Below are 24,875 nucleotides of genomic sequence, written 5' to 3'. Positions count from 1 at the left end.
ACGCATAAAGGCCGCGCCATGCTGATCGCCCATTACGAACATCGCCTTCCCGCCGACTACGACCTCGACATCATCCGCAGCCGCGCAGCGCAGCGCGGCGCCCTCTGGAACGACGTGCCGGATCTGTACTTCAAGGCCTTCCTGTTGCGCGAGGCGGGGCGTCACGGCGCGACCGGTCACAGCTATTCTTCGCTCTACCTGTGGCGACAGGAGGCGGCCTTCAGCGATTTCCTCGCCGGCCGCTTCCGTTCGGTGATCGACAGTTTCGGCCGGCCTCGCATCGATACGCGGTTTGTGCTCGACGCCCGCAAGGGGCAGGGCAAGGCGGCACGGTTGGCCTATCGCGAGGAAGTCGATATCCCGCGTGACGCGGACCTCGCTGCAGTGCTGGCGGCGGAGGCCGAACGCAACCGGGAAGCCGCCGCCCGGCCTGCCATCGTAGCAACGGCGGTCGGAGTCGATGTACAGCAATGGCGCATCACGCGGGTGCAGATTGCAGAGAGCGAGCTGGACGCAGGGACGGGCGCGGCGGCTTATCAGGTGCTCTATCTGGCAGCACCCTTGTTAAGCGAGCTGCCGCGCTGACGAACGCCAAAGGAATGCAAGGAAGCTCAGCTGCCGCCGTCCTTGTGCGCCTCGTCGAAGAAGTAGTCCTTCCACGATGCCGGGCGGTGCTTCACGGCGCCGACATCGGCCAGGAAGGACGCCAGCTTGAAGGTGTTCTGCGGCTGCAGGGTGTATTGCACGTCCGGCAAGGAAATGATTTCCTGCACGAAGCTTACCGGCAGCTTTGAGTTCTCCAGCCTGACGTAGATCGCAGCGGCTTCGGCCTTGTTGCCCTGCACGAAGGTGAGCGCCTCGGCCAGTGCGCGACGCAGGGCGGTGAAGGTCTTGGGGTTTTCCTTTTGCCAGCGCTCCGGCGCCCACAGGATGTTCAGGGTGGCGGGGCCGCCCAGGATCTCGTAGGAGGTGGTGATCTTGCGGATGGCCGGGTCTTTGAGCTCCTGGAACTGGAACGGCGGGCTGGCGAAGTGGGCGTTGACCTCGGTCTTGCCCGAGAGCAGGGCGGCCGCGGCTTCACTGTGCGGCAGGCTGACGGTCAGCTCGTCGAAGTGGGTGTACTTATCCTTGCCATACTTGGCGGCGGCCGCGATCTGCAGCAGTCGCGCATGCAGCGAAATAGTAGTAGCCGGCAGGGCGATGCGGTCGCCCGGGCCGAAGTCGGCCAGCGTCCTGACCGCCGGATTGCGGCTCAGCAGATAGGTCGGCAGTGAGCCCAGGGCGGCGATGGCCTTGATGTTCTGCTTGCCATAGGTGCGGTCCCACACAGTCAGCAGCGGCGGCAGCCCGGTCGAGGCCACGTCCAGCGTGTTGGAGAGGATGGCGTCGTTGATCGCGGCGCCGCCGGAGAGCTGCTTCCATTCGACCTTGGCCTGCACGCCTTCCTGGGCGGCGTATTTCTCGATCAGCTTTTGCTCACGCACCACGTGCAGCAGGATGTCGCCCACGTCGTACTGGTAGGCGATGCGGATCTGGCCTTCGGCATGGGCCGCGCCGCTGAACAGCATGGCGGCCGCCGCGGCCAGGCCGGCCACGCGGGTTGTCCAGGATGTCGGTGTCTTGTGTTGCGGTGTGCGTTGGAAGCGGACTTGCGCCTGCATGGATGAAACTCCCCTTATTGTCTGGCCCGCGATGGGCGAATATGCGAGGGGCTATCCTAGGTGGGCGCGGCGCAAATCCCAAAGAATGATTTCGCCGATGCTTAATCGTTATTTATCGTTTTCAAACACTGCCGCAAGCCGGGATGACACGCTCAGCGGCGCAGCTCCGCCATGATCTTTTCAGCAAGGAAGTCGCAGGGCGGGCGCTTGGATTTGGCGCTGCGCGCCAGCACCATTTCCAGCGGCGCGATGTCGGGCAGCTCATGCGCCTGGCCCAGCAGCGTGAAGTGTTTGGGCACCGCGCAGTGCGCCAGCGGCGCCACCGCCAGGCCGGCCTCCACCATGCTGAGCAGGCCCATCAGGCTGGGACTTTCGTAGGAGGTGCGGTAACCGATCCTGGCCTGCTCCAGCGCGCGGATGGCGTTCTCGCGCGCGACGCTGCCGGGCAGGAACACGGCGATCGGCAGCGGCCGCTCGCGCCAGATCTCGCTGGCGCTGGGCACCGTGGCCCAGACCATCGGCTCGAAGCGGATGAATTCGCCGGTGATGCCTTTCACGCGCGTGGCGCACACCATGTCCACGGTGCCGTCCTTGACCATGGGCGCCAGCGCCGAGCTGGGCAGGCCGACCACCTGGATCTCCACCTTGGGATAGGTGGCCGAGAATTTTTTCAGGATCGACGGGAAGAGCGAGGACGCGTAGTCGTCCGGCACGCCGATGACCACACGGCCGGTGACGTCCGGGCGCACCACGGCGGCCCAGGCTTCGTCGCGCAGGGTCAGCATGCGGCGCGCGTAGGTCAGCAGCACCTCGCCGTCCTGGGTCGGAATCACGTTCCTGGGCTTGCGCACGAACAGCTGCTTGCCCAGCGCCAGCTCCAGCGTCTTGATCTGCATGCTCACGGCGGACTGGGTGCGATGCACCAGTTCGGCGGCGCGGCTGATGTTGCCGGTGTCGGCCACGGCCACGATCATCGCCAGCACATCCAGGTCGAGGGATTTCATAAGTATCAGAAAAATTGATGATTTCGATCAATATTACGCGATTTTCTTAAGAATACGTATCGGGCATAGTGCGCATAAAGGACATCACATGAACGCACGCATCTCTCCCGCCAGCCTCGCCGATCCCGACTTGCGCTTCGCCTCGACCCTCTCGGGCGGGCGCATTCCGTTTGTCTCGCAAGGAAGCGGGGAGCCGTTGCTGTTCATCCACGGTTCGCTGTGCGACTACCGTTACTGGAACGCCCAGATGGCGGTGTTGTCGCGTCATTTCCACTGCATCTCGCTGAGCCTGAGCCATTATTGGCCGCTGGCCGACAGCAACACGCTGGGCACTTTCAGCTGGAAGACGCATGTTGAGGAAGTTGCCGAGTTCATCGCCGCGCTGGGCATCGGCCCGGTGCATCTGGTCGGTCATTCGCGTGGCGGCAGCGTCGCCTTCCAGCTGGCGCAGGAGCATCCGCATCTGGTGCAGTCGCTGACCCTGGCCGATCCGGGTGGCCCGCTGCAGGAAGAATCGCTGCCGGCAGCCACCGTTGCACTGCGCGCCAAGGTGGCGGAATTGATCCAGGCCGGCGCCATCGACGCCGGCCTGGAAATGTTCGTCGACTCGGTCAGCGTGCCGGGCGCATGGAGCAGGAGCCCGACGGGCTTTCGCACGATGACCACCGACAACGCCAGCACCTTGCCCAAGCAGTTCCTCGACGCCTTGCCTGCCTACACGCAGGAGCTGGCCGGCCGCATCAAGTGCCGCACGCTGCTGCTGCAAGGCGAGAAGAGCCCGCAGATGTACCGCGACAATGTCGCCAGGCTGGCGGAGTGGATCGCGCACGCTGAGATGCACACCATCGCCGGCGCATCGCACGGCATGAACGTGTCGCATCCGGGCGCTTTCAACCGGATGTTGCAGGGCTTTATCGCCAACGTAGCGGCCTGATCCGGGTCTGCCTGACGGGGTCGGGCGGGCAGGGTGCGGTTCAGCCGGCCTTGTTCTCTTCGTGTTCTGCGCTTTCCTCCGGGGTTTTCTCTTCCTTCACTTGCGTACTGGCGCCGGCTCTCATCTCCGGCCTGAGGCGCGATGATTGCTGTCTGCCCAGTGCGAACAGCGCATCAAGCGCCTGCTTGGTGTTCGGTGGGGCGGCGCCCAAGGCTCCGCGCAGGAATTCGGCCTTGATCCGCTCTTGGCGGACCTGCGCTTCTGAGGGGGGATCCACCGGCTTGGTCTCTTTGAGTATCGATTTGACGGGCTCTTTTTTGTCGGACTCCCTGGGAGGCGGCGTTGACGAGACGAGGGTCTCGCTGAAGTGCACGTTGGCTCCGCCGCCGGAGCCTATGGTTGGGGACATGTTGTTTCCTTTCTGAAAACGGGTTGATTGTTCGTCAATCGCGGTCGGCGTGTCTTGTACCGACTTTGCTCGATTGGCAATCAATGAGTGCGGCGGTGGATTGCCGCGGTTCCCCGTGGGCGGCGCGTCGTGCGGACAATGCAGCGCTGCCTGCGCAGGCAGCCGCGGTGGCGCATCGCGAAGGGGCTGCTCTCGATGAATGTCCTCTCGGAAACATTTGTCCACCCGTACCTGCATATATGCGCTTGCCCATGGCCGAATCTTGGCAATTAGGTATACTCCGCCTTCGGGCGCTGTCCCACAGGCGCTGCTCTTTCAAGGCAGCATGAGATCTCCGCCACCAGACTTTCACCGTTTTTACTTCCCATGCCCATGCAAGACATCATCAACGGCTTCCTTCGATTCCAACGGGAAGTCTTCCCCGAGCGTAAAGAGCTCTATCGCAGTCTCGCGACCAAGCAATCGCCGACCACCTTGTTCATCTCCTGTTCCGACAGCCGCATGGTGCCGGAACTGGTGACCCAGCAAGAGCCGGGCGACCTGTTCGTCATCCGCAATGCCGGCAACATCGTGCCCTCGTTCGGCCCTGAGCCGGGCGGCGTCTCGGCCACCGTCGAATACGCGGTGGCGCAGCTGAAGGTCACCGACATCGTGATCTGCGGCCACTCCGATTGCGGCGCCATGACCGCCGTGGCGACCTGCGCCTGCCTGACGCACATGCCGGCGGTCGCCAACTGGCTGCGCCACGCCGATGCAGCCCGCATGATCAACGAGTCCAAGCCGCATTCCAGCCCCAAGGAACGCGTTGACTCCATGGTTCGCGAAAACGTCGTTGCGCAATTGAATAACCTGCGCACCCACCCCTCGGTGGCCCTGGCGCTGGCGCAGAACCGCCTGGCCCTGCATGGTTGGGTGTACGACATCGAGTCGGGCGCAATCGACGCGCTGGATCACAACACGCGCGAGTTCGTGCCGCTGGCAGAACACGCCGCAGCCAAGTAACGCGGGCAGGGGCGAGGGCGATTTTCGCGGCCCCTCTCCGATCTTTGCACTACGAATCGGCAGGCCGACAACGGCCTGCCGATTTTCATTTACGGGTGGACCTGACTCGACGACGTCTTCGATGCGGCGATTGAAGCCATTATTTGCCGCATAATCTACGGGGAATAATTTGCCTGTGCGGAGAATATCTCGCATAATGGCCGCATGAAAAGCGGAGATTATTCTTACATCTGGCAAGCCGACGACTGGCCGCGCTGGCGCTACGACCTCGCGGCGCTCGCCGCGCCGATGGCCGACGTCAGCCGCGCACAAGGGCTTCTGCTGGGCCGGCTGTCTGACGTCGGGCTGGCCTTGCGCGACCAGGCCAGCCTGGCCGCCTTGACCGAAGACGTCATCAAGACCAGCGAAATCGAAGGCGAAGCCCTCAACGTCGAATCCGTGCGTTCCAGCATCGCCCGTCGCATGGGTGTGGAGATCGGCGCGCTGGCGCGGATCGACCGGCACGTCGAGGGCGTGGTCGACATGGTGCTCGACGCCACCGGCAACGCCACCGCGCCGGTCGACCAGGCGCGCCTGTTCGGCTGGCACGCTGCCTTGTTCCCGACCGGCTATTCGGGCCTTTCCAGGATCAACGTCGGGGCTTGGCGCGACGATGCCGGCGGCCCCATGCAGGTGATCTCCGGTCCGATCGGCCGCCAGCGCGTGCATTACGAGGCGCCGCCGGCAAGCCGTCTTGAGCCTGAAACCGCGCGCTTTCTCGACTGGCTCAACGCGCCGGCCGGCCAGGTGAGCGAACCGCCTTTGATCAAGGCCGGCCTGGGCCATCTGTGGTTCGTGACCTTGCACCCGTTCGACGACGGCAACGGCCGTATCGCCCGCGCCATCGGCGACCTGCTGCTGACGCGCGCGGATGGCAGCCCGCAGCGCTTCTACAGCCTGTCTGCGCAGATCCAGCGCGATCGCAAGACCTACTACGAGATGCTGGAGCGAACGCAAAAAGGGGCGATGGACGTCACCGGCTGGCTGCTCTGGTTCCTCGACAGCCTGCACCGCGCGCTCGACCAGGCGCAGCTCACGCTGGACGCGGTGCTGGCCAAGGCGCGCTTCTGGCAGCACTGGGGACCGCTGTCGCTGAACGAGCGACAGATCAAGCTGCTCAACAAGCTGCTGGATAATTTCGACGGCAAGCTCACTACCAGCAAATGGGCCGCCATCGCCAAATGCTCGCCGGACACGGCGCTGCGCGACATCACGGATCTGCTGGAGCGGGGCGTGCTGAAGAAGGCTGATGCCGGCGGACGCAGCACCAGCTATGAATTGACCGATGCGCCGCGGTAAGCCAAGTCCGCCGACGCAACCGGATCTTGCAGATCAACGCCGACAAGACCCGTGGCGACCAGAGGCGCTGTGAGGACTGAATCGTCGGAAGACTCAGCCGTTATTGAGAGGGCAGGGCAATCAGCCCATCGCCCTCACTGCCTGACGCTCAGACGATACATCGTGCTCTGTCGATAGATCTGCCCCGGCCGCAGAATGACGGCCTCGCGCTCCGGCATGTTGACCTGGTTAGGGTAAGCCTGCGCCTCCAGGCAGAAGCCGTCGTGCTTGGCATAGGCAAGCTCTCCGCGACCCTGCACGCCTTCCAGGAAATTCCCGCTGTAGAACTGCAGCCCGGGCTCGGTGGTCGAAACGGTCAACTCGCGGCCTGACCCCGGGTCGTAGACCGTGGCCACCTCGCGCAACGGACGGGCGTCTTGGCCCGCATCCGCCTCGCCGTCCCGCTCCGCCGGGCGCAGGCAATAGCAATGGTCAAAGCCGCCGGCGACCTTCAGTTGTTCGTCCGGCCAGGCCAGGCGCGGGCCGATGGGCGCCGGCTGGCGAAAGTCGAAGGCGCTGCCGGCGACGTCCGCGCGGCGTTCCGGAATCAGGCCTTTGTCGATCGGAAGGTAGGCGTCGGCGTCGATCGACAGCACATGGTCGCGGATGTCGCCGACACCGCCGTTGAGGTTGAAATAGCCGTGCGAGGTCAGGTTCAGCGGCGTCGGCGCATCGGTGGTGGCGGTGTAGTCGATGCGCAGCGCGCCGTCGGCATCCAGGCGGTACAGCACCGAGGCCAGCACGTTGCCGGGGAAACCGGCGGCGCCGTCGGGCGAGACCACGGTCATGCGCAGGCCTTCCGGGTCGGGTTGCACCTGCCAGGGCGAGGCGTGAAAGCCGCTGCTGCCGCCATGCAGGTGGTTGTCGCCCTCGTTGCGCTGCACCTGGTAGTCGACGCCGTCCAGGCTGAAGCGGCCGTCGGCGATGCGGTTGCACCAGCGGCCGACGATGGCGCCGAAGTAGGCGGGATTGGCGACGTATTCGTCTTCGGCCTTGTAGCCGAGCAGGATGTCGGCCAGCCGCCCGTAGCGATCCGGCGCCCACCACGAGACCAGCGCGGCGCCGCGGTTGCTGACGGTCACGCGCATGCCTGAAGTGTTGGACAAGGTATGGAGGGTGATGCCACTGTCGGTGGCGGTGCTGGAAATAGTGAAATGCGTCATCTCGTCTTCATGGCGCGCTCGCTTGCCGGCGCGCCGCATGGTTCGTCAAAGGGTGGGGCGGGAGGCAGCGCCTGCCGCTGCCGTAAATTTCTTGCGCGCGCGCTGCGCCTCCGGGCGCGGCGCATCCTCGCCGACGGCCAGTTGCTCCTGGTATTCGCGCGGGGTGCAGCCCAGCTCGCGCTTGAACACCGCGTGCATGTATTGCACCGAGGTGAAGCCGCAGCTCACGGCGATGTCGGCGGCGTGGCTGTCGGCCGCCTGCAGCAAGCGCTTGGCGGCGTCCAGCTTGAAGCGCAGGATTTCGTCATGCACGCTGCGCCCGAGCTCGCGCCGGAAATACCATTCCAGCGAAGAGCGCGAAATGCCGACGTAGTCCGCCACCTGCTCGGTCTTGATGCCCTGGCAGGCGTACTGGCGGATGAAGTGCATCGCCTGCATCACGTGCGGATGGTTGCGCGCCTCGTGGCGGCTGGAGGCCAGCACGTTGATGCCCACCGGCGGCACCAGGATGCGGGTATCGGGAAAGCGCGCGCCATGCAGCATCTGGTGCAGCAAATGGGCTGCGGTGCGGCCCATCTCGACCGTGCCCTGGATCACGGAGCTCAACGGTACGCGCGTGAGCACGCGCGCCAGCGGATCGTTGTCGATGCCGATCAGGGCCACCTGCTCGGGCACGGCGATGCCGGCGCACAGGCAAGCCTGCAGCAGCTGGCGGGCGCGCGCATCGGTGACGGCGATGATGCCGATCGGCTTGGGCAGGCTACGCAGCCAGGCGATCTGCTGCTCCACCGCGCTGTCCCAGGATTGCGCGCTGGTGCCCACGCCGCGATACACATGGCCCTGGATGCCGTCACGTTGCATCAGGCTGTCGAAGGCTTTTTCGCGCTCCTGCGCCCAGCGGTTGACGTCCGCCTCGGGCAGGCTGAAGCAGCCGAAATGCTGCAGCCCGGCCTCGATCAGGTGGTCGTAGGCCAGCTTGACCAACTTGAAGTTGTCGGTGGCGACGTAGGTGCGGCCGGCCGGATAATCGGCTTCATCGGCGTAGGAGCCGCCGATGGCCACCACCGGCAGTTGCACCCGCGACAAGGCTTCGCACACCGCCGGGTCATCATAGTCGGCGATGAAGCCGTGGCCTTGCCAGCGCTCGATGTCCTGCAGGCGGCAACGGAAATCCTCCTCCAGGTACAAGTCCCAGGATGCGCGCGTGCTGGTGATGTATTCGCCGATGCCGGCGATGATGTCGCGGTCGAAGATCTTGTTGCCGTTGAACAGCAACGCAATCCTATGCACTGTTGGCACTTTTGCCACTTTGCCGTCTCCTGATCTTTCTTGTCTGCGCCGCCGGTGTTCTTGTTCTTGTTGCCCGGCGACGGATCGTCTGTGTCGTTTTCAAGGATTGTAGCGACCCGGCGGCCGAATCACGATTTTGTGCAATCGCAACAGAAAGAATCGCTACCTCGATTGGTGAATTTCGTAATTGTAGACAGGAATCGGGCGGGGCTAGTATCGCCATCACATCAATGCCGGCCGCATTTCCAGCGCGCCGGCGGTGTGCAGCGGCAAGCGGGGAAGGGCGGAAGAGGCGTTCCCCGCGAGCTTGCCAAGCGAGAAGACAAGTCGACTCATCCCCCCGGCACGGTCGCGACAGAAAAAACAGCGGCACAACAAGAATCAGGAACGGCACCAGCCGCGTACGGGAATGCGCCCCCTTAAAAACATAATGAATATCGGAGACTAGGCAATGAACGCAATCCTGAAGAAAAGTGTATTGGCATTGATGGCGGCGACGTCGCTGTCGATGGTGGCGACCAGCGCCATGGCCGACGCCAAGAACCCCAAGATCGGCTTCTCGATCGATGACCTGCGCGTGGAGCGCTGGGCGCGCGACCGCGACTTCTTCACCGCCGCAGCCGAGAAGCTGGGCGCCAAGGTGTACGTGCAGTCGGCCGACGCCAGCGAGGCGCGCCAGATCTCCCAGATCGAAAACCTGATCTCGCGCGGCGTGGACGTGATCGTCATCGTGCCCTTCAACGCCACCGTGCTGACCAACACCATCAAGGAAGCCAAGAAGGCCGGCATCAAGGTGCTGTCCTATGACCGCCTGATCCTCAACGCCGACGTCGACGCCTACATTTCATTCGATAACGAGAAGGTCGGCGAGATGCAGGCCGAAGGCGTAGTCAAGGCCCAGCCCAAGGGCAACTACTACCTGCTGGGCGGCTCGCCCACCGACAACAACGCCAAGATGTTCCGCGCCGGCCAGATGAAGGTGCTGCAGCCGCTGATCGACAAGGGCGACATCAAGGTGGTCGGCCAGCAATGGGTCAAGGAATGGAACCCGACCGAGGCGCTGTCCATCGTCGAGAACGCGCTGACGGCCAATAACAACAAGATCGACGCCATCGTCGCCTCCAACGACGGCACCGCCGGCGGCGCCATCCAGGCGCTGGCGGCGCAGAAGCTGGCGGGCAAGGTACCGGTATCGGGCCAGGACGCCGACATCGCCGCCGTCAAGCGCGTCATCGCCGGCACCCAGACCATGACCGTCTACAAGCCGCTCAAGCTGATCGCCAGCGAAGCGGCCGAGCTGTCGGTCCACCTCGCGCGCAACGAGAAGCCCACCTACAACGCCCAGTACGACAACGGCGTCAAGAAGGTCGACACCATCCTGCTCAAGCCCATCCTGCTGACCAAGTCCAACGTCAACATCCTGGTCCAGGACGGCTTCTACACCCAGGCGCAGATCGACGGCAAGTAACAACAAGAGCCGAACGCCATCCGCAACAGGCCGCGCCTGGGCGGATGGCCGCGTGCGCGGGCCGTCGCGACGGACCCGCGCACGGTCGTCATCGTCTTTTTCCCACGAGAGCAGGCATGTCCGAGCATCTGATAGAAATGAAAGGCATCGTCAAGAAATTTGGCGGTGTGCGCGCCCTCGACGGCATCGACCTGAAGATCAGGCCGGGCGAGTGTGTCGGCCTGTGCGGCGAGAACGGCGCCGGCAAGTCGACGCTGATGAAGATCCTCTCCGGCGTCTATCCGCACGGCACCTGGGAGGGCGAGATCCTGTGGGACGGCAAGCCGCTGCAGGCGCATTCGGTGCGCGACACCGAGGCGGCCGGTATCGTCATCATCCACCAGGAGCTGATGCTGGTGCCCGAGCTGTCGGTGGCCGAGAACATCTTCATGGGCCACGAGATCACGCTGCCCGGCGGGCGCATGAATTACCCCGCGATGTACCGCCGCGCCGAAGAGCTCATGCGCGAACTCAACATGCCCGACATCAACGTCGCGCTGCCGGTGATGCAGTACGGCGGCGGCCACCAGCAGCTGGTCGAGATCGCCAAGGCGCTCAACAAGAAGGCGCGCCTGCTGATCCTGGACGAGCCCTCGTCTTCGCTGACGGCGTCGGAAATCGCGATCCTGCTGAAGATCATCAAGGACCTCAAGGCCAAGGGCGTGGCCTGCGTCTACATCTCGCACAAGCTGGATGAAGTGGCCGAGGTCTGCGACACCATCTCGGTGATTCGCGACGGCAAGCATATCGCCACCACGCCGATGGAAGAGCTGGACGTGGAGCGCATCATCACGCAGATGGTGGGGCGCGAAATCACCGCCATGTATCCCGAGCGCAACCACGAGGTCGGCGAGGTGGTACTGGAGGCGCGCAACATCACCTGTTACGACGTCGACAATCCGCGGCGCAAGCGCGTCGACGACGTGTCCTTCGCGGTGCGTCGCGGCGAGATCCTCGGCATCGCCGGGCTGGTCGGGGCCGGGCGCACCGAGCTGGTGTCGGCGGTGTTTGGCGCCTATCCCGGCCGCCACGAGGGCGAGGTCCGGATGAATGGTGCAAAAGTCGACACTGCCACGCCGCTCAAGTCGATCCGGCTGGGGCTGTGCATGGTGCCGGAAGACCGCAAGCACCACGGCATCGTGCCGGACCTCAGCGTCGGCCAGAACATCACGCTGACGGTGCTGGATCGCTTCTCGCGCCGTACCCGGGTCGACGCCGACGCCGAGCTGAAGGTGATCCAGGACGAGATCGGCCGCATGCGCGTCAAGACCGCCAGTCCCTTCCTTTCCATCACCGGCTTGTCCGGCGGCAACCAGCAAAAGGCGGTGCTGGCCAAGATGCTGCTGGCCCAGCCCAAGGTGCTGATCCTGGACGAACCCACGCGCGGCGTCGACGTCGGCGCCAAGGCCGAAATCTACCGGCTCATCTCGGAGCTGGCCCGGCAAGGGCTGGCCATCATCATGGTGTCGTCCGAACTGGCCGAGGTGCTGGGCGTGTCGGATCGGGTGCTGGTCATCGGCGAAGGCAAGCTGCGCGGCGACTTCCCCAACCAGAACCTGACCCAGGAGATGGTGCTGGCCGCAGCGATCAACCAATCCCCGCAGCGCGCATCGTCGGCCGCGACGGCCAACTCCGTCGCGCCTGCGGCATAACCAAAACAATCTGGAATTGCGTATGACCTCCACCCACATCAAGCAGATTTTCGGTCGTTACAAGATCATGGCGCTGCTGATCGCCATCGCCATCATCTGGGCCTTCTTCAGCTGGCAAACCGAGGGCGGCTTCGTGACGCCGCGCAACCTTTCCAACCTGCTGCGCCAGATGTCGGTCACCGGCATCCTGGCCTGCGGCATGGTGCTGGTGATCATCGCCGGCGAGATCGACCTGTCGGTGGGCTCGCTGCTGGGCCTCTTGGGCGGCGTGGCCGCCATCCTGGATGTGAGCCACCATCTGCCGCTGCCGGTCAACCTGGCGCTGGTGCTGGCCTTCGGCCTGGTCATGGGGCTGCTCAACGGCTACCTGACGGCCTACCTCGGCATCCCGTCCTTCATCGTCGGCCTGGGCGGCATGCTGGCCTTCCGCGGCGTGCTGCTGGGCGTGACCGGCGGGTTGACCATCGCGCCTGTCTCCAACGACCTGGTTTATCTGGGGCAAGGCTACCTGCCGCAGCAACTGGGCATCGTGCTGGCGCTGGTGCTGCTGGCGTTCGCGCTGGTGCTGACCTGGCGCCGCCGCGTGAACCGTGCACGTCATTCGCTGCCGGTGCCGCCGCTGTGGCGCGATGCCGGCAAGGTGGTGCTGATCGGCGTGGTGCTGCTGGCCTTCGTGCGCACCCTGAACAGCTATGACGGCATCCCGGTGCCGGTGTTGCTGCTGCTGGCGCTGCTGGGCCTGTTCAGCTATGTAAGCACGCAGACCGTGTTCGGCCGGCGCATCTACTCGGTGGGCAGCAACATGGAGGCTACGCGCCTGTCCGGCGTGAACGTGCAGGCGGTCAAGCTCTGGGTGTTCGGCATCATGGGCCTGATGTGCGCCTTGGCCGGCCTGGTCAACACGGCGCGCCTGGCGGCCGGATCGCCCTCGGCCGGCAACATGGGCGAGCTCGACGCCATCGCCGCGTGCTTCATCGGCGGCACCTCCATGCGCGGCGGCTCCGGCACCATCTACGGCGCGCTGATCGGCGCGCTGGTCATGGCCAGCCTGGACAACGGCATGTCGATGCTCGACGTCGGCACCTACTGGCAGATGATCGTCAAGGGCAGCATCCTGGTGCTGGCCGTGTGGGTGGACGTCAGCACCCGATCGAGCCGCTGATGCCATTCACGCTTTTCAACCTTACTCAACGACAGACATCATGACCGTATCGACCCAGGCCCAGTCCGGATCCGCCGTGGAACACGCCATCTATCCCAGTCTCGCCGGAAGGAAGGTCGTCATCACCGGCGGCGGCACCGGCATCGGCGCCGCGCTGGTAGCGGCCTTTGCGCAACAGGGCGCGCGGGTATTCTTCCTCGACATCGCGGTCAAGGAGTCGCGCGAGCTGGAAGCATCACTGAAGCAGCTGCCGACGCCCCCGACCTTCCTGCAATGCAACCTGCTTGATCTTGAGGCGTTGGCCGCTGCCTTCGTCCTGATCGAAAAGCTGGCTGGCACGGTGGACGTGCTCATCAACAATGCCGCCAACGACGACCGCCACCAGGTCGGCGACGTCAGCCCGGCCTATTGGGACGAGCGCATGGGCGTCAACCTGCGTCACCAGTTCTTCTGCGCGCAGGCGGTGGCGCCGGCCATGCGGGCGCAGGGCAGGGGCGTGATCCTCAATTTCGGCTCGATCTCCTGGCACCTCGCGCTGCGCAATCTGTCGCTCTACATGACGGCCAAGGCCGCCATTGAGGGCCTGACGCGCGGACTGGCGCGCGACCTCGGCGGCGACGGCGTACGGGTGAACTGCATCGTCCCCGGCGCGGTGCGCACGCCGCGCCAGATGGCGCTTTGGCATACGCCGGAGGAAGAGGCGAAGATCCTCGCCGCGCAATGCCTGGCGCAGCGCGTGGAAACCCACGACGTCGCCGCGCTGGCGCTGTTCCTGGCCTCCGACAGCGCGGCCAGGTGCACCGGCCGCGACTATTACGTCGACGCCGGCTGGTACGGCGCCTGAGCCCACGCAACCGCATCCATCGCATCCACCGCAGGCAAGCCCATGAACACACCGCATCCATCGCCCCGACGCTTCCGCTCGCAGGACTGGTTCGACAATCCCGACCATATCGACATGACCGCGCTCTACCTCGAGCGCTTCATGAACTACGGCATCACCGCCGAGGAGCTGCGCTCGGGCCGGCCCATCATCGGCATCGCCCAAAGCGGCAGCGACATCAGCCCCTGCAACCGTATCCACCTCGACCTGGCCAAACGGGTGCGCGACGGCATCCGCGACGCCGGCGGCATCCCGATGGAGTTTCCGCTGCACCCGGTCTTCGAGAACTGTCGCCGCCCGACCGCCGCGATCGACCGTAACCTGTCCTACATGACGCTGGTGGAGATCCTGCACGGCTATCCCATCGATGCCGTGGTGCTCACCACCGGCTGCGACAAGACCACGCCGGCGCAGATCATGGCTGCGGCCACGGTGGACATTCCCGCCATCGTGCTCTCCGGCGGCCCGATGCTGGACGGCTGGATGGACGGTGAGCTGGTCGGCTCCGGCGCCGCCATCTGGAAGGGACGCAAGCAGCTGTCGGCCGGGCTGATCGACAACGAGAAGTTCCTGGAGATCGCCGCCGCCTCGGCGCCATCGGCCGGCCACTGCAACACCATGGGCACGGCCTCCACCATGAATGCCATCGCCGAGGCGCTGGGCATGTCGCTGACCGGCTGCTCGGCCATTCCCGCGCCTTACCGCGAGCGCGGCCAGATGGCCTATGAAACCGGCCGCCGCATCGTCGGCATGGCGCACGAAGACCTGCGTCCGTCGGCCATCCTCACGCGCGACGCCTTCCTCGACGCGATCGTGGTCAATGCCGCCATCGGCGGTTCCACCAACGCCCAGCCGCACATCATGGCGATGGCGCGCCACGCCGGTGTCGAGCTGCATTCAGAAGACTGGATGGCCTACGGTTACGACGTGCCGCTGCTGCTGAACATGCAGCCGGCCGGCAAATTTCTGGGCGAGCGCTTCCACCGCGCCGGCGGCGTGCCGGCTGTGATGTGGGAGCTGCAGCAGGCCGGCAAGCTGCGCGCCGGGCGCATCACCGCCACCGGCAAGAACATGGCCGAGAACCTGCAAGGGCGCGAAACCGGCGACCGCGAGGTGGTGTTCCCGTTCCAGGCGCCGCTGCGGGAGCGCGCCGGCTTCCTGGTGCTGAAGGGCAACCTGTTCGACTTCGCCATCATGAAGACCAGCGTCATCTCGGAGAGCTTCCGCCAACGCTACCTGAGCACGCCCGGCAGCGAAGGCGTGTTCGAGTGCACGGCCGCCGTGTTCGACGGTTCCGACGACTACCACGCACGCATCAACGACCCGGCTTCCGGCATCGGCGAAGACAGCATCCTGGTCATCCGCGGCGCCGGCCCGGTGGGCTGGCCGGGGTCGGCCGAGGTGGTCAACATGCAACCGCCGGACGCCCTGATCCGGCGCGGCGTGACCACCTTGCCGACGCTGGGCGACGGCCGCCAGTCGGGCACCTCGGACAGTCCCTCCATTCTCAACGCCTCGCCCGAAAGCGCGGTCGGCGGCGGCCTGGCGTATCTGCGCGACGGCGACCGCATCCGCATCGACCTCAATACCGGCCAATGCGACATGCTGATCAGCGAGGAAGAACTGGCGCGACGCAAGGGCGAAGGCATCCCCGCCGTGCCGGCCAGCCAGACGCCGTGGCAGGAGCTCTACCGCGCCACCGTCGGCCAGCTGGAGAGCGGTGCCTGCATGGAGCCGGCGCTGAAATACCAGGGCGTGGCCAATACCATGCCGCGCCACAATCACTGAGGACGCACCGACCATGCGCCCCGGCTTGCCGCCATGAACCCCAGACCGCCGCGCAGGATCGACGCGCACCAGCATTTCTGGCGTTACCGCTCCGAGGACTATCCGTGGATAGGCGCCGGCATGGATCTGCTGGCGCAGGATCGCCTGCCGTACCAGTTCCAGCCACTGCTGGAGGCCCAGGGCCTGCATGCCTCCATTGCGGTGCAGGCGCGTGCGGGCAGGGAGGAAACCGCCTTCCTGCTGGAGCTGGCGCAACGTGACCGGCGCATCGCCGGCGTCATCGGTTGGGAGGATCTGTCTTCACCCGCGCTGGCCGACAACGTGGAGCGCTGGGGGCAGGGCAAGCTGCTGGGCTTTCGCCACCAGATATCGGACGAGGCCGACCCGACCGCCTTCCTCGCGCAGGCGCAGTTCAACGCAGGCCTGCGTTGGCTGCAGGATCGGCGCTATGTCTACGACGTCCTGGTGCACGAGCGCCAGCTCGCGGCGGTGCGTTCCTTCTGCGACCGCCATGACCGGCACTGGCTGGTGCTGAACCACCTGGGAAAACCGGCCCTGAAGGAATTCCGCAAGAACAAGGGCGCCTTCGAACACTGGCGCGAAGCACTGCGCGAACTGGCGGCGATGCCCCACGTCAGCTGCAAGATCTCCGGCCTCTTGACCGAGGCCGACTGGCTGCGCGGCCTGAGTCCGCGCGATTACGACCACATGCTGCGCTGCCTGGACACGGCGCTGGAACTGTTCGGCCCGCAACGCCTGATGTTCGGCTCGGACTGGCCGATGTGCCTGCTGGCGGCGTCCTACTCGAAGGTGGTCTCGGTAGTGCGCGAATGGGCGGCCAGCCGCCTTTGCGAGGGCGACGAGGATGCGCTGTGGGGCGGGGTGTCCGAGCGGATCTACCGGTTGTCCTCGTGATCGGCAGCGCACGGATGAGCTTGCCGGCACGGTCGTGACTTCGACCGAATTTAGATCTAAGTTGCGACTTGATAAGCCAAAGCTGACCACATAGTATTCCCGTAGGCGTCCGGCATGAGACGCCATGACAGGAGACAAGCCTTGGCACGCTGGCACAATTGCGGCACTGAAGACCTCGACGTCTTGCAGACCATTTTCTGGTCGGCCGGCGCCTCGCGCCATGCGCTGGCGCAGCGGCTGGCCTATTCCAAGAGCAAGGCCAACGCCATGGTGGCCGCCCTGCTGGACGAGGGGCTGCTCGACGAGGTCGGGCTGCAGGAATCCTCCGGCGGCCGTCGCGCCGAGATGCTGCGCCTGAGCGAAACGCTGGGCGTGGTCATCGGCGCCGACCTCGGCGCCACCAGCATGCAGGTGGCCGTCATGCGGCCGGACATGACCCTGCTGGCGCGCCACCGTGAGCCCATCGATGTGCGCCAGGGGCCGGGCGTGATCCTGGCGCGGCTGCGCGGCCTGATGCGCGAGCTGATGGCGCGCAGCGGCTTGCCGGCGTCCAAGGTCATCGCCATCGGCGTGGGCGTGCCCGGCCCGGTGGACTTCGCCAGCGGCCAGCTGGTCAACCCGCCGCTGATGCCCGACTGGGACGGCTTTTCCATCCGCGACTACCTGCGCGAGGCGTTCGCCGCCCCGGTGTTCGTGGACAACGACGTCAATCTGATGGCGCTGGGCGAGATGTACAGGCTGCAGCGCAACCTGCCCAATTTTTTAGTGATCAAGGTCGGCACCGGCATCGGCTGCGGCATCGTGTGCCATGGCCAGGTCTACCGCGGCGCCAACGGCTCGGCCGGCGATGTCGGCCATATCTGCGTGGACCAGGCAGGGCCGCGCTGCCACTGCGGCAACCGGGGTTGCGTGGAGGCGATGGCAGCGGCGCCCGCCATGGCCCGCATGGCGATCGAGGCGGCACAGCGCGGCGAGAGCGCAGTGCTGGCCGAGCGCCTGCAAGCCGGCGGCACCCTGACGCCGGAGGACGTGGCCCAGGCCAGCCGTACCGGCGACGTCGCGGCCAACGCCATCATCCAGCGCGCCGGCAACCTGGTGGGGCAGATGCTGGCGTCGGTGGTCAACTTCTTCAATCCCTCGCATGTGTTCATCGCCGGGCGGGTCACCGACATGGGGCCGCTGTTCCTGGCGTCGGTGCGCCAGAGCGTGTATCACCGCTCGCTGGCGCTGTCGACCCGTCATCTGGAGATTCAATACGCGCCGCTGGCCGACGACGCCGGGGTGGTGGGCGCGGGCGTGCTGGCGATGCAGGAGAGCATGGCCAACGCCGGCGGAGGCGCGTCGTGAGCGTCGCCGTCGAATTTCGCAACGTGGCCAAGGCCTTCGGCCAGGTGCGCGTGCTGCACGGCGTGAGCTTCGCGCTGCAGCCGGGCCGCGTGTACGGCTTGCTGGGCGAGAACGGCGCCGGCAAGTCGACCCTGATGAAGATTTTGGCCGGCTATGAAAGCCCCAGCGCCGGCGAGGTGCTTGTCGACGGCGCGGTACGCGCAGCCGGAGGCGGGTCGCGCGCGGCCGAGGCGCAGGGCATCGTGCTGATCCACCAGGAATTCAACCTGGCCGACGATCTCACGATCGCGCAAAACATCTTCCTCGGCCACGAAATCCGCAAAGGCTTCTTTCTCGACGAACACGCCATGCGCGAACAGACCCGCGCCGCGCTGGCCAAGGTCGGCCTGCCGCTCGATCCCGACACCCGCGTGAGCAAGCTCATCGTGGCCGAGAAGCAGCTGGTGGAGATCGCCCGCGCGCTGGTGCGCAACGCGCGCCTGCTCATCATGGACGAGCCCACCGCCACGCTGACGCCGGGCGAGACCGAGCGCCTGTTCGCGCTGATGGCCGAGCTCAAGGCGGCCGGCGCGACCATCATCTATATCTCGCACAAGCTCGACGAGGTGGAACGCACCACCGACGAGGTGATTGTGATGCGCGACGGCCTGCTGGTGGCGCGCGAAGCGACCGCATCGGTCACCCGCCGGCAGATGGCCAACCTGATGGTGGGGCGTGAGCTGGCCGACCTGTTCCCGGAAAAACTGCCGGCGCCGGACGGCGCCCCGGCAATCCGGGTGCGCGGCCTGAGCGTGCCGGGCTGGGCCGAAGACATCGATTTCGAGGTGCGGCGCGGCGAGATCCTGGGCTTTGCCGGCCTGGTGGGCGCCGGACGCACCGAATTGTTCGAAGGCCTGCTCGGCCTGCGCCCGCGCGCAGGCGGCGTGCTGGAGCTGTCAGGCCGGCAGGTGGAGCTGAAGAGCCCGCGCGAGGCGGCGCGCCACGGCCTGACTTACCTCAGCGAGGACCGCAAGGGCAAGGGCTTGCACGTGCATTTCGAGCTGCGCCCCAACCTTACGCTGATGGCGTTGGAGCGCTATGCCGCCCCCTGGCTGCAGCCCGCCGCCGAACAGGCCGCGCTGCGCGAGGCGGTGCAGGAGTACGGCATACGCACCGGTTCGCTGGCGGTGAAGGCTTCCTCGCTGTCCGGCGGCAACCAGCAAAAACTGGCCCTGGCTAAGGTGCTGCATCCGGGGCCGTCGGTGGTGGTGCTGGACGAGCCCACGCGCGGCGTGGACGTCGGCGCCAAACGCGAGATCTACCACCTGGTGCAGCGCTTGGCGGCGCAGGGCCTGGCGGTGATCGTGATTTCATCCGAACTGATGGAGCTGATCGGCCTGTGCCACCGCGTTGCGGTGATGCGCGCCGGTCGCCTGCAAACCACGCTGCAAGAGCCCCACCTGACCGAAGAGGAGTTGATTGCCCATGCCACAGGTACCCGCTGAACACGCCGCCGGTTCCGATTCCGACCGCCATCCCCGCCCACGCACCGCGGCCGTGACCGCCTGGTGGGGACGGCTGCACGGGTTCGGCCCCGTCATCGGCCTGGTGTTGCTGTGCATCGCCGGCACGCTGCTCAACAGCAATTTCGCCACCTACGACAACGTGATGAACGTGCTCACGCGCACTGCCTTCATCGGCATCATCGCGGTGGGGATGTGCTTCGTCATCATCTCGGGCGGCATCGATTTGTCGGTGGGGTCGATGGCGGCGCTGATCGCCGGCGCGGTGATCATGTTCATGAACGCCATGGCGCCGGTGCTGGGTTCTGGCATCGCCGCAGTGGCTGCGGGCATGCTGCTTGCGGTCGCGCTGGGCGCGGTCTTCGGCCTGGTGCACGGCCTGCTGATCACCAAGGGACGGATCGAGCCCTTCATCGTGACCTTGGGCACGCTGGGCATCTTCCGCGCCTACCTGACCTATTTCTCCAACGGCGGCGCGCTCACGCTGGACAACGATCTGTCCGACATCTACAGCCCGGTGTACTACGCCAACCTGCTGGGCGTGCCGATTCCGGTGTGGGTATTCCTGCTGGTGGCGGTGTTGGGCGCCGTGATCCTCAACCGCACGCGCTACGGCCGCTATGTCCAGGCGATCGGCTCCAACGAGCAGGTAGCCCAGTACGCAGCGGTGGACGTGCACCGGATCAAGATCCTTACCTATATGCTGCTGGGCGTTTGCGTGGGCATCGCCACGCTGCTCTATGTGCCGCGCCTGGGTTCGGCGTCGCCGACCACCGGCTTGCTGTGGGAGCTGGAAGCGATCGCCGCGGTGATCGTGGGCGGCACGGTATTGAAGGGCGGGGCGGGCAGCATTGCCGGCACGGTTGTGGGCGCCATCCTGCTCTCGGTCATCAGCAACATCCTCAACCTCACCAGCATCATCAGCGTGTACCTGAACGCGGCAGTGCAGGGCTTCGTGATCATCGCGGTGGCCTTCATGCAGCGCGGCAGGAGGTGAGGCCGGTCAGGGCGCGGCGGGCCAAGGGTGGTGCGGCGCGCTTCCTGGACGGTTTCGGTTTGTCAGTGTGTTCCCAACGGCCCGCGGTTACGGCCTTTTCAACAACAACAGGAGACAACGCATGAACAGCAAGCTTTCTTTCACCCGCCGCCTCGCACTCTCAGCCATGGGCGCCGCAGTCGCGCTGACGCTGGCCGGGCCGGCCCTGGCGCAGGCCAACAAGGTGGTGGTCGGGGTGGCCATTCCCTCCGCCACCCACAGCTTCACGGCCGGCATCGTTTACTGGGCCAACCAGGCCAAGAAGGACCTGGAAAAGGCCCATCCAGGCCTGCAGGTCATCGTCAAGACCGCCGGCGGCGCGCCCGAGCAGGCCAACCAGCTGCAGGACCTGGTGACCGTGAACAAGATCACCACGCTGGTGATCTTCCCCTTCGAGTCGGCGGCGCTGACCAAGCCGGTGGCGCAGGTCAAGGCCAAGGGCATCTACGTGACGGTGGTCGATCGCGGGCTGACCGACACCAGCGCCCAGGACGCCTATGTCGCCGGCGACAACACCGCCTTCGGCAAGATCCCGGCCGAGTACATCGCCAAGGCGCTCAACGGCAAAGGCAACGTGGTCGCCCTGCGCGGCATCGCCACCACGCTGGACAACGAGCGCATGGACGCCTTCAACGCCGTGCTAAAGCAGCATCCCGACATCAAGCTGCTCGACGCCAAGTACGCCAACTGGAACCGCGACGACGCCTTCAAGGTGATGCAGGACTACCTCACGCGCTTCCCGCAGATCGACGCCGTGTGGGCGGCCGACGATGACATGGCGGTGGGCGTGCTCAAGGCCATCGAGCAGGCCAAGCGCAAGGACATCAAGCTGGTGTTCGGCGGCGCCGGCGCCAAGGGCATGATCAAGACGCTGATCGACGGCAGCAATCCGCTGATCCAGGCCAACGTTTCGTACAGCCCCAAGTTCATCTACGACTCGATCAAGCTCACCACCGAAGCCCGTATCAAAGGCGAGAAGCTGCCGCCCACCACCATCATCCCGTCGGTGCTGATCACGAAAGAGAACGCCAAGAGCTTCTACTTCCCGGACTCGCCGTTCTGATCTGATGGCCGGCCCTGCGCCTGTGCGGGCAGGGCCATTTTCCGGCGCTGCGCAACGATCATCGGCGCGCCGTCAACACATCGCACCACACAAGCAAGAGGAGCCCGGCCCATGCCAAGACCCGTCACGCTTTTCACCGGCCAATGGGCCGACCTGCCGCTGGCCGAACTGGCACCGCTGGCCCGCCAAATGGGCTACGACGGCCTGGAGCTGGCCTGCTGGGGCGACCATTTCAACGTGCAGCAGGCGCTGGCCTCCGATCAGTACGTCAAGGACAAGCGCGCGCTGCTGGCCGAGCACGGCCTGCAATGCTTGGCCATCGGCAACCATCTGGTGGGGCAGGCGGTGTGCGACCTGATCGACGAGCGTCATCAATCGATCCTGCCGCCCCATGTGTGGGGCGGCGGCGACCCGGAAGGCGTGCGCCAACGCGCCGCCCGTGAGCTGGCCGACACCGCGCAGGCCGCCGCCAGGTTCGGCGTGAAGACCGTCACCGGCTTCACCGGCTCCTCGGTCTGGCATGCCATCTATGCCTTCCCGCCGACCTCGCAAGCCTACTGGGACAAGGGATTCGCCGACTTCGCGCGGCGTTTCGGCCCCATTCTCGATGCCTTTGAGCAGCACGACATCAACTTCGCGTTGGAGGTGCACCCGACCGAGATCGCCTTCGATATCGCCTCCGCCGAGCGCGCCATCGCAGCGCTCAAAGGGCACCGGCGCTTCGGCTTCAACTTCGACCCCAGCCACCTGGCCTACCAGGGCGTGGACTACGTGAAGTTCATCCGCGGCTTTGCCGATCGCATTTACAACGCCCACATGAAGGATGTCTGGTGGGGCAAGGGCGACGGCACGGTGGGCGTGTTCGGCGGCCACACCAGCTTCGGCGACGCGCGCAGGAATTGGGATTTCCGCAGCGTCGGGCGCGGCATGATCGACTTCGAATCCATCATCGTCGCCCTCAACGACATTGGCTATGAGGGTCCGTTGTCGGTGGAGTGGGAAGACAGCCGCATGGACCGCGTGCACGGCGCCACCGAAAGCGCGGCCTTCTGCAAGCGGCTCGACTTCAAGCCGGCCGCCGGCGCCTTCGACGCCGTATTTGCCAAGGACCGGCAGGCCTGAGCCTGCAAGTGCGGCCGAATATGCCTGAATGCGCCGCGCTCGCCCCATCAAGACACCAATACAACCCAGACGACGCAAGGACCCACGTATGTCCCGTGAAAGAAAACTCCGCTACGCCATGGTCGGCGGCGGCCACGGCGCCTTCATCGGCGCGGTGCACCGCAAGGCCATGGCGCTGGATGGCCAGTTCGAGCTGGTGGCCGGCGCGCTTTCATCTTCGCCCGAACGCGCCCGCGAATCCGGCGCCGCGCTGGGCCTGGCCGACGACCGCAATCACGGCAGCTGGCAGGACCTGCTGGACGACGAGCTGCGCAGAAGCCCTGAGGAACGCATCGACCTGGTCAGCATCGTCACGCCCAACCACGTGCATCACCCGGTGGCGCTGGCCTTCGTGCAGGCGGGCTTTCACGTGGTCTGCGACAAGCCGCTGGTGCACACCGGCGAGCAGGCCGACGAGCTGGCGGCCGCGGTGCGTCGCGCGGGCACCGTGTTCGGCGTGACCTACAACTACACCGGCTATCCCATGGTGCGCGAGGCGCGCCACCTGGTGCGCAGCGGCGCGCTTGGCACGCTGCGCAAGATTGCCGTGGAATACAACCAGGGCTGGCTGGCCGCGGCAGTGGAGCAGGGCGGCGCCAACAAACAGGCCGACTGGCGGCTCGATCCGCTGCGCAGCGGCAAGGCCGGCACCATGGCCGACATCGGCTCCCACGCCGAAAACCTGGCCGCCACCGTCACCGGCCTGCATCCGCAAGCGCTGTGCGCCGACCTCACCACCTTCGGCGCCGGCCGCCGGCTGGACGACGACGCCCAGCTGCTGCTGCGCTACGCCGAAGGCGCGCGCGGCATCATCGTCGCCTCACAGGTCGCGGCCGGACTGGAAAACGATCTCAGGCTGCAAGTCTCCGGCACGCTGGGCACCCTGATATGGCGCCAGGAAGACCCCAACCAGCTGATCCACGCCCCGGTGGACGGACCGCGCCGCATCCTCACGCGCGGGTCACCCTGGCTCAGCGAATCAGCCCGACGCGCCGGCCGAATCCCGTCCGGCCACCCGGAAGCCTTCATCGAAGCCTTTGCCAATGTCTACCTGGGCGTGGCGGCCGACATCCGCGCACGTGCCGAGGGTCGCGTTGCGGATCCGTTGGATGCTGACTATCCGACCGTGGAGGACGGCGTGCGGGGGGTGCGGTTTATCGAAAGGACGTTGGCGTCGGCGGAGAGCGACAGGAAGTGGACCAGGCTGGATCCACGCTAAGTTGCACGCGAGCCATTGATGTTGTTCGTGCCCGACTTTCCGCTTGACTCAGCGCCGACTCGCATAAAAATCGCAAGCAAAAACGAACCTTGAAACAGATGTTGCCGGACCAACCGGAACCAGAAGTTGAACGGGCATATGACCGCGTTGGCTGCGGAAGGCGACGCAAGCTTGCTCAAGTGGAGCGGGACGATTGCGCGCGGAAATCAACATGCAACAAGCAGGAAGAAGAAATGCCCCCAGTCTACAGGTTGCACCCTCTACGGTTGCCAACTATGAACACTTCCGAAGTGCTCGCTTTCGCTCGACGTTTCTCTCGCTGCTAACGACAGAGTTCGTCCGGCTTTTCTGTTCCCAAGCCTTCTTGCGAAGGAGCCGGTTACTCGGCTTAGCGGCTTTTAGGTGCCGTAAGCAAGAAATTGCGAATCGTTTGCAATTATGGTTTTGCGCTATTTACGTCGGTCGCCTGACGTGGTGTGTCTCCGGTTACTTGCCGCCTTGTCGAAACCAGGTCACCCCCATCAGATGGGGAAAAGGTGATCGCTTGCCTTTCCCCCATTTGGTGGAGGTGGGGGGAATCGAACCCCCGTCCAAAACGCCTTTCGCCTTCAAGTTCGCGAGAAATTCCGCATACACCAATGATGTATAGGTGCAGCGTCGCAGCCCGGAAGTTCCATGTGAGCGGGCATTCGAGGCGGTCCGGGCAGATAAGAAAAAACGCTGCGACGAAGACATCCGTCGCAGCGTTTTTTGGTTGAAGGTGTTGATTGCAGGAGGGTGAGGCAGACGAAGGTATTGGT

Annotated in this window: 21 protein-coding genes and 1 other RNA gene; 16 read left to right on the top strand and 6 right to left on the bottom strand. The window is 65.5% G+C overall.

Annotated features, from left to right (window positions below; all coding sequences use genetic code 11):
* Positions 1–18: 18 nt before the first annotated feature.
* Complete coding sequence (locus J8I26_RS04545) at positions 19–585, top strand: DUF4865 family protein (RefSeq protein WP_209604434.1); 567 nt, start codon at positions 19–21, stop codon at positions 583–585.
* 26 nt (positions 586–611) lie between these two features.
* Here the strand turns inward: J8I26_RS04545 and J8I26_RS04540 are convergent, their stop codons facing one another.
* Both J8I26_RS04540 and J8I26_RS04535 read right to left on the bottom strand, forming a co-directional pair.
* Positions 612–1,661, bottom strand: coding sequence for an ABC transporter substrate-binding protein (locus tag J8I26_RS04540; protein WP_209604432.1), 1,050 nt, complete (start codon positions 1,659–1,661; stop codon positions 612–614).
* A gap of 152 nt (positions 1,662–1,813) precedes the next feature.
* A complete protein-coding gene (locus J8I26_RS04535; protein ID WP_209604430.1) occupies positions 1,814–2,665 on the bottom strand; it encodes a LysR family transcriptional regulator in 852 nt (283 codons plus the stop codon).
* Positions 2,666–2,753: 88 nt separating this feature from the next.
* On the opposite strand from J8I26_RS04535, the gene J8I26_RS04530 reads away from it, so the two are divergent.
* The gene (locus J8I26_RS04530) at positions 2,754–3,599 is read left to right on the top strand and encodes an alpha/beta hydrolase (RefSeq protein WP_209604428.1); all 846 of its coding nucleotides are present in this window, start codon (positions 2,754–2,756) and stop codon (positions 3,597–3,599) included.
* Between the two features lie 40 nt (positions 3,600–3,639).
* Here J8I26_RS04530 and J8I26_RS04525 read toward each other — a convergent pair whose 3' ends face one another.
* A complete protein-coding gene (locus J8I26_RS04525; RefSeq protein ID WP_209604426.1) occupies positions 3,640–4,008 on the bottom strand; it encodes a hypothetical protein in 369 nt (122 codons plus the stop codon).
* 372 nt (positions 4,009–4,380) lie between these two features.
* On the opposite strand from J8I26_RS04525, the gene J8I26_RS04520 reads away from it, so the two are divergent.
* Positions 4,381–5,010, top strand: coding sequence for a carbonic anhydrase (locus J8I26_RS04520; RefSeq protein WP_209604423.1), 630 nt, complete (start codon positions 4,381–4,383; stop codon positions 5,008–5,010).
* Positions 5,011–5,214: 204 nt separating this feature from the next.
* Entirely contained in the window at positions 5,215–6,348 is a 1,134-nt protein-coding gene (locus J8I26_RS04515) for a Fic family protein (RefSeq protein WP_209604421.1), read from the top strand.
* A 134-nt stretch (positions 6,349–6,482) separates the two neighbouring features.
* Here the strand turns inward: J8I26_RS04515 and J8I26_RS04510 are convergent, their stop codons facing one another.
* Positions 6,483–7,550, bottom strand: coding sequence for an aldose epimerase family protein (locus J8I26_RS04510; RefSeq protein ID WP_209604419.1), 1,068 nt, complete (start codon positions 7,548–7,550; stop codon positions 6,483–6,485).
* Positions 7,551–7,595: 45 nt separating this feature from the next.
* Positions 7,596–8,858 carry a DNA-binding transcriptional regulator gene (locus tag J8I26_RS04505; protein WP_209604417.1) on the bottom strand — a complete coding sequence of 421 codons (1,263 nt, stop codon included), beginning with the start codon at positions 8,856–8,858 and terminating at the stop codon, positions 7,596–7,598.
* 469 nt (positions 8,859–9,327) lie between these two features.
* Between J8I26_RS04505 and xylF the strand changes: the two genes are divergently transcribed.
* From xylF to J8I26_RS04445, 12 genes are all read left to right on the top strand, one after another.
* Positions 9,328–10,308 (top strand): D-xylose ABC transporter substrate-binding protein, encoded by a 981-nt coding sequence (xylF, locus tag J8I26_RS04500; RefSeq protein ID WP_245200124.1) that lies wholly within the window; start codon positions 9,328–9,330, stop codon positions 10,306–10,308.
* 116 nt (positions 10,309–10,424) lie between these two features.
* Entirely contained in the window at positions 10,425–11,999 is a 1,575-nt protein-coding gene (xylG, locus tag J8I26_RS04495) for a D-xylose ABC transporter ATP-binding protein (protein WP_209604413.1), read from the top strand.
* 22 nt (positions 12,000–12,021) lie between these two features.
* Positions 12,022–13,161 (top strand): sugar ABC transporter permease, encoded by a 1,140-nt coding sequence (locus J8I26_RS04490; protein WP_209604412.1) that lies wholly within the window; start codon positions 12,022–12,024, stop codon positions 13,159–13,161.
* A gap of 40 nt (positions 13,162–13,201) precedes the next feature.
* Positions 13,202–14,005: an SDR family oxidoreductase gene (locus tag J8I26_RS04485; protein ID WP_245200053.1), complete on the top strand. Its 804-nt coding sequence runs from the start codon at positions 13,202–13,204 to the stop codon at positions 14,003–14,005.
* A 42-nt stretch (positions 14,006–14,047) separates the two neighbouring features.
* Positions 14,048–15,832: an IlvD/Edd family dehydratase gene (locus J8I26_RS04480; protein ID WP_209604410.1), complete on the top strand. Its 1,785-nt coding sequence runs from the start codon at positions 14,048–14,050 to the stop codon at positions 15,830–15,832.
* Positions 15,833–15,865: 33 nt separating this feature from the next.
* Positions 15,866–16,747 carry an amidohydrolase family protein gene (locus J8I26_RS04475; RefSeq protein ID WP_209604407.1) on the top strand — a complete coding sequence of 294 codons (882 nt, stop codon included), beginning with the start codon at positions 15,866–15,868 and terminating at the stop codon, positions 16,745–16,747.
* Between the two features lie 141 nt (positions 16,748–16,888).
* Positions 16,889–18,094, top strand: a complete 1,206-nt coding sequence (locus J8I26_RS04470; protein WP_245200052.1) for an ROK family transcriptional regulator — start codon at positions 16,889–16,891, stop codon at positions 18,092–18,094.
* On the top strand, positions 18,091–19,578 hold the full coding sequence (locus J8I26_RS04465) for a sugar ABC transporter ATP-binding protein (protein WP_209604403.1): 1,488 nt from the start codon (positions 18,091–18,093) through the stop codon (positions 19,576–19,578). The genes J8I26_RS04470 and J8I26_RS04465 overlap by 4 nt, the downstream gene beginning before the upstream one ends.
* Positions 19,559–20,593: an ABC transporter permease gene (locus J8I26_RS04460; RefSeq protein WP_245200051.1), complete on the top strand. Its 1,035-nt coding sequence runs from the start codon at positions 19,559–19,561 to the stop codon at positions 20,591–20,593. Before J8I26_RS04465 ends, J8I26_RS04460 begins: the two co-directional genes overlap by 20 nt.
* Before the next feature lie 121 nt (positions 20,594–20,714).
* A complete protein-coding gene (locus J8I26_RS04455; protein ID WP_209604402.1) occupies positions 20,715–21,695 on the top strand; it encodes a substrate-binding domain-containing protein in 981 nt (326 codons plus the stop codon).
* Positions 21,696–21,806: 111 nt separating this feature from the next.
* Positions 21,807–22,817, top strand: coding sequence for a sugar phosphate isomerase/epimerase family protein (locus tag J8I26_RS04450; RefSeq protein WP_209604400.1), 1,011 nt, complete (start codon positions 21,807–21,809; stop codon positions 22,815–22,817).
* Between the two features lie 88 nt (positions 22,818–22,905).
* Positions 22,906–24,075 carry a Gfo/Idh/MocA family oxidoreductase gene (locus tag J8I26_RS04445; protein ID WP_209604398.1) on the top strand — a complete coding sequence of 390 codons (1,170 nt, stop codon included), beginning with the start codon at positions 22,906–22,908 and terminating at the stop codon, positions 24,073–24,075.
* Positions 24,076–24,398: 323 nt separating this feature from the next.
* Here the strand turns inward: J8I26_RS04445 and ssrA are convergent.
* Positions 24,399–24,728, bottom strand: a transfer-messenger RNA (tmRNA) gene (ssrA, locus tag J8I26_RS04440).
* Positions 24,729–24,875: the final 147 nt, after the last annotated feature.

Origin of the sequence: Herbaspirillum sp. LeCh32-8, assembly GCF_017814915.1 — a bacterium.
In the GTDB taxonomy this organism is placed as follows: domain Bacteria; phylum Pseudomonadota; class Gammaproteobacteria; order Burkholderiales; family Burkholderiaceae_D; genus Herbaspirillum.
The sequence above is the reverse complement of the archived record's forward strand: the minus strand, read 5'-3'. Positions and strand labels throughout refer to the sequence as shown.

What these genes read in the sequence shown, in the direction of transcription:
- J8I26_RS04545 (WP_209604434.1), top strand. Translation starts at nt 19, where the DNA reads ATGCTGATCGCCCATTACGAACATCGCCTTCCCGCCGACTACGACCTC.
- J8I26_RS04540 (WP_209604432.1), bottom strand. Translation starts at nt 1,661, where the DNA reads ATGCAGGCGCAAGTCCGCTTCCAACGCACACCGCAACACAAGACACCG.
- J8I26_RS04535 (WP_209604430.1), bottom strand. Translation starts at nt 2,665, where the DNA reads ATGAAATCCCTCGACCTGGATGTGCTGGCGATGATCGTGGCCGTGGCC.
- J8I26_RS04530 (WP_209604428.1), top strand. Translation starts at nt 2,754, where the DNA reads ATGAACGCACGCATCTCTCCCGCCAGCCTCGCCGATCCCGACTTGCGC.
- J8I26_RS04525 (WP_209604426.1), bottom strand. Translation starts at nt 4,008, where the DNA reads ATGTCCCCAACCATAGGCTCCGGCGGCGGAGCCAACGTGCACTTCAGC.
- J8I26_RS04520 (WP_209604423.1), top strand. Translation starts at nt 4,381, where the DNA reads ATGCAAGACATCATCAACGGCTTCCTTCGATTCCAACGGGAAGTCTTC.
- J8I26_RS04515 (WP_209604421.1), top strand. Translation starts at nt 5,215, where the DNA reads ATGAAAAGCGGAGATTATTCTTACATCTGGCAAGCCGACGACTGGCCG.
- J8I26_RS04510 (WP_209604419.1), bottom strand. Translation starts at nt 7,550, where the DNA reads ATGACGCATTTCACTATTTCCAGCACCGCCACCGACAGTGGCATCACC.
- xylF (WP_245200124.1), top strand. Translation starts at nt 9,328, where the DNA reads ATGGCGGCGACGTCGCTGTCGATGGTGGCGACCAGCGCCATGGCCGAC.
- xylG (WP_209604413.1), top strand. Translation starts at nt 10,425, where the DNA reads ATGTCCGAGCATCTGATAGAAATGAAAGGCATCGTCAAGAAATTTGGC.
- J8I26_RS04490 (WP_209604412.1), top strand. Translation starts at nt 12,022, where the DNA reads ATGACCTCCACCCACATCAAGCAGATTTTCGGTCGTTACAAGATCATG.
- J8I26_RS04485 (WP_245200053.1), top strand. Translation starts at nt 13,202, where the DNA reads ATGACCGTATCGACCCAGGCCCAGTCCGGATCCGCCGTGGAACACGCC.
- J8I26_RS04480 (WP_209604410.1), top strand. Translation starts at nt 14,048, where the DNA reads ATGAACACACCGCATCCATCGCCCCGACGCTTCCGCTCGCAGGACTGG.
- J8I26_RS04475 (WP_209604407.1), top strand. Translation starts at nt 15,866, where the DNA reads ATGAACCCCAGACCGCCGCGCAGGATCGACGCGCACCAGCATTTCTGG.
- J8I26_RS04460 (WP_245200051.1), top strand. Translation starts at nt 19,559, where the DNA reads ATGCCACAGGTACCCGCTGAACACGCCGCCGGTTCCGATTCCGACCGC.
- J8I26_RS04455 (WP_209604402.1), top strand. Translation starts at nt 20,715, where the DNA reads ATGAACAGCAAGCTTTCTTTCACCCGCCGCCTCGCACTCTCAGCCATG.
- J8I26_RS04450 (WP_209604400.1), top strand. Translation starts at nt 21,807, where the DNA reads ATGCCAAGACCCGTCACGCTTTTCACCGGCCAATGGGCCGACCTGCCG.
- J8I26_RS04445 (WP_209604398.1), top strand. Translation starts at nt 22,906, where the DNA reads ATGTCCCGTGAAAGAAAACTCCGCTACGCCATGGTCGGCGGCGGCCAC.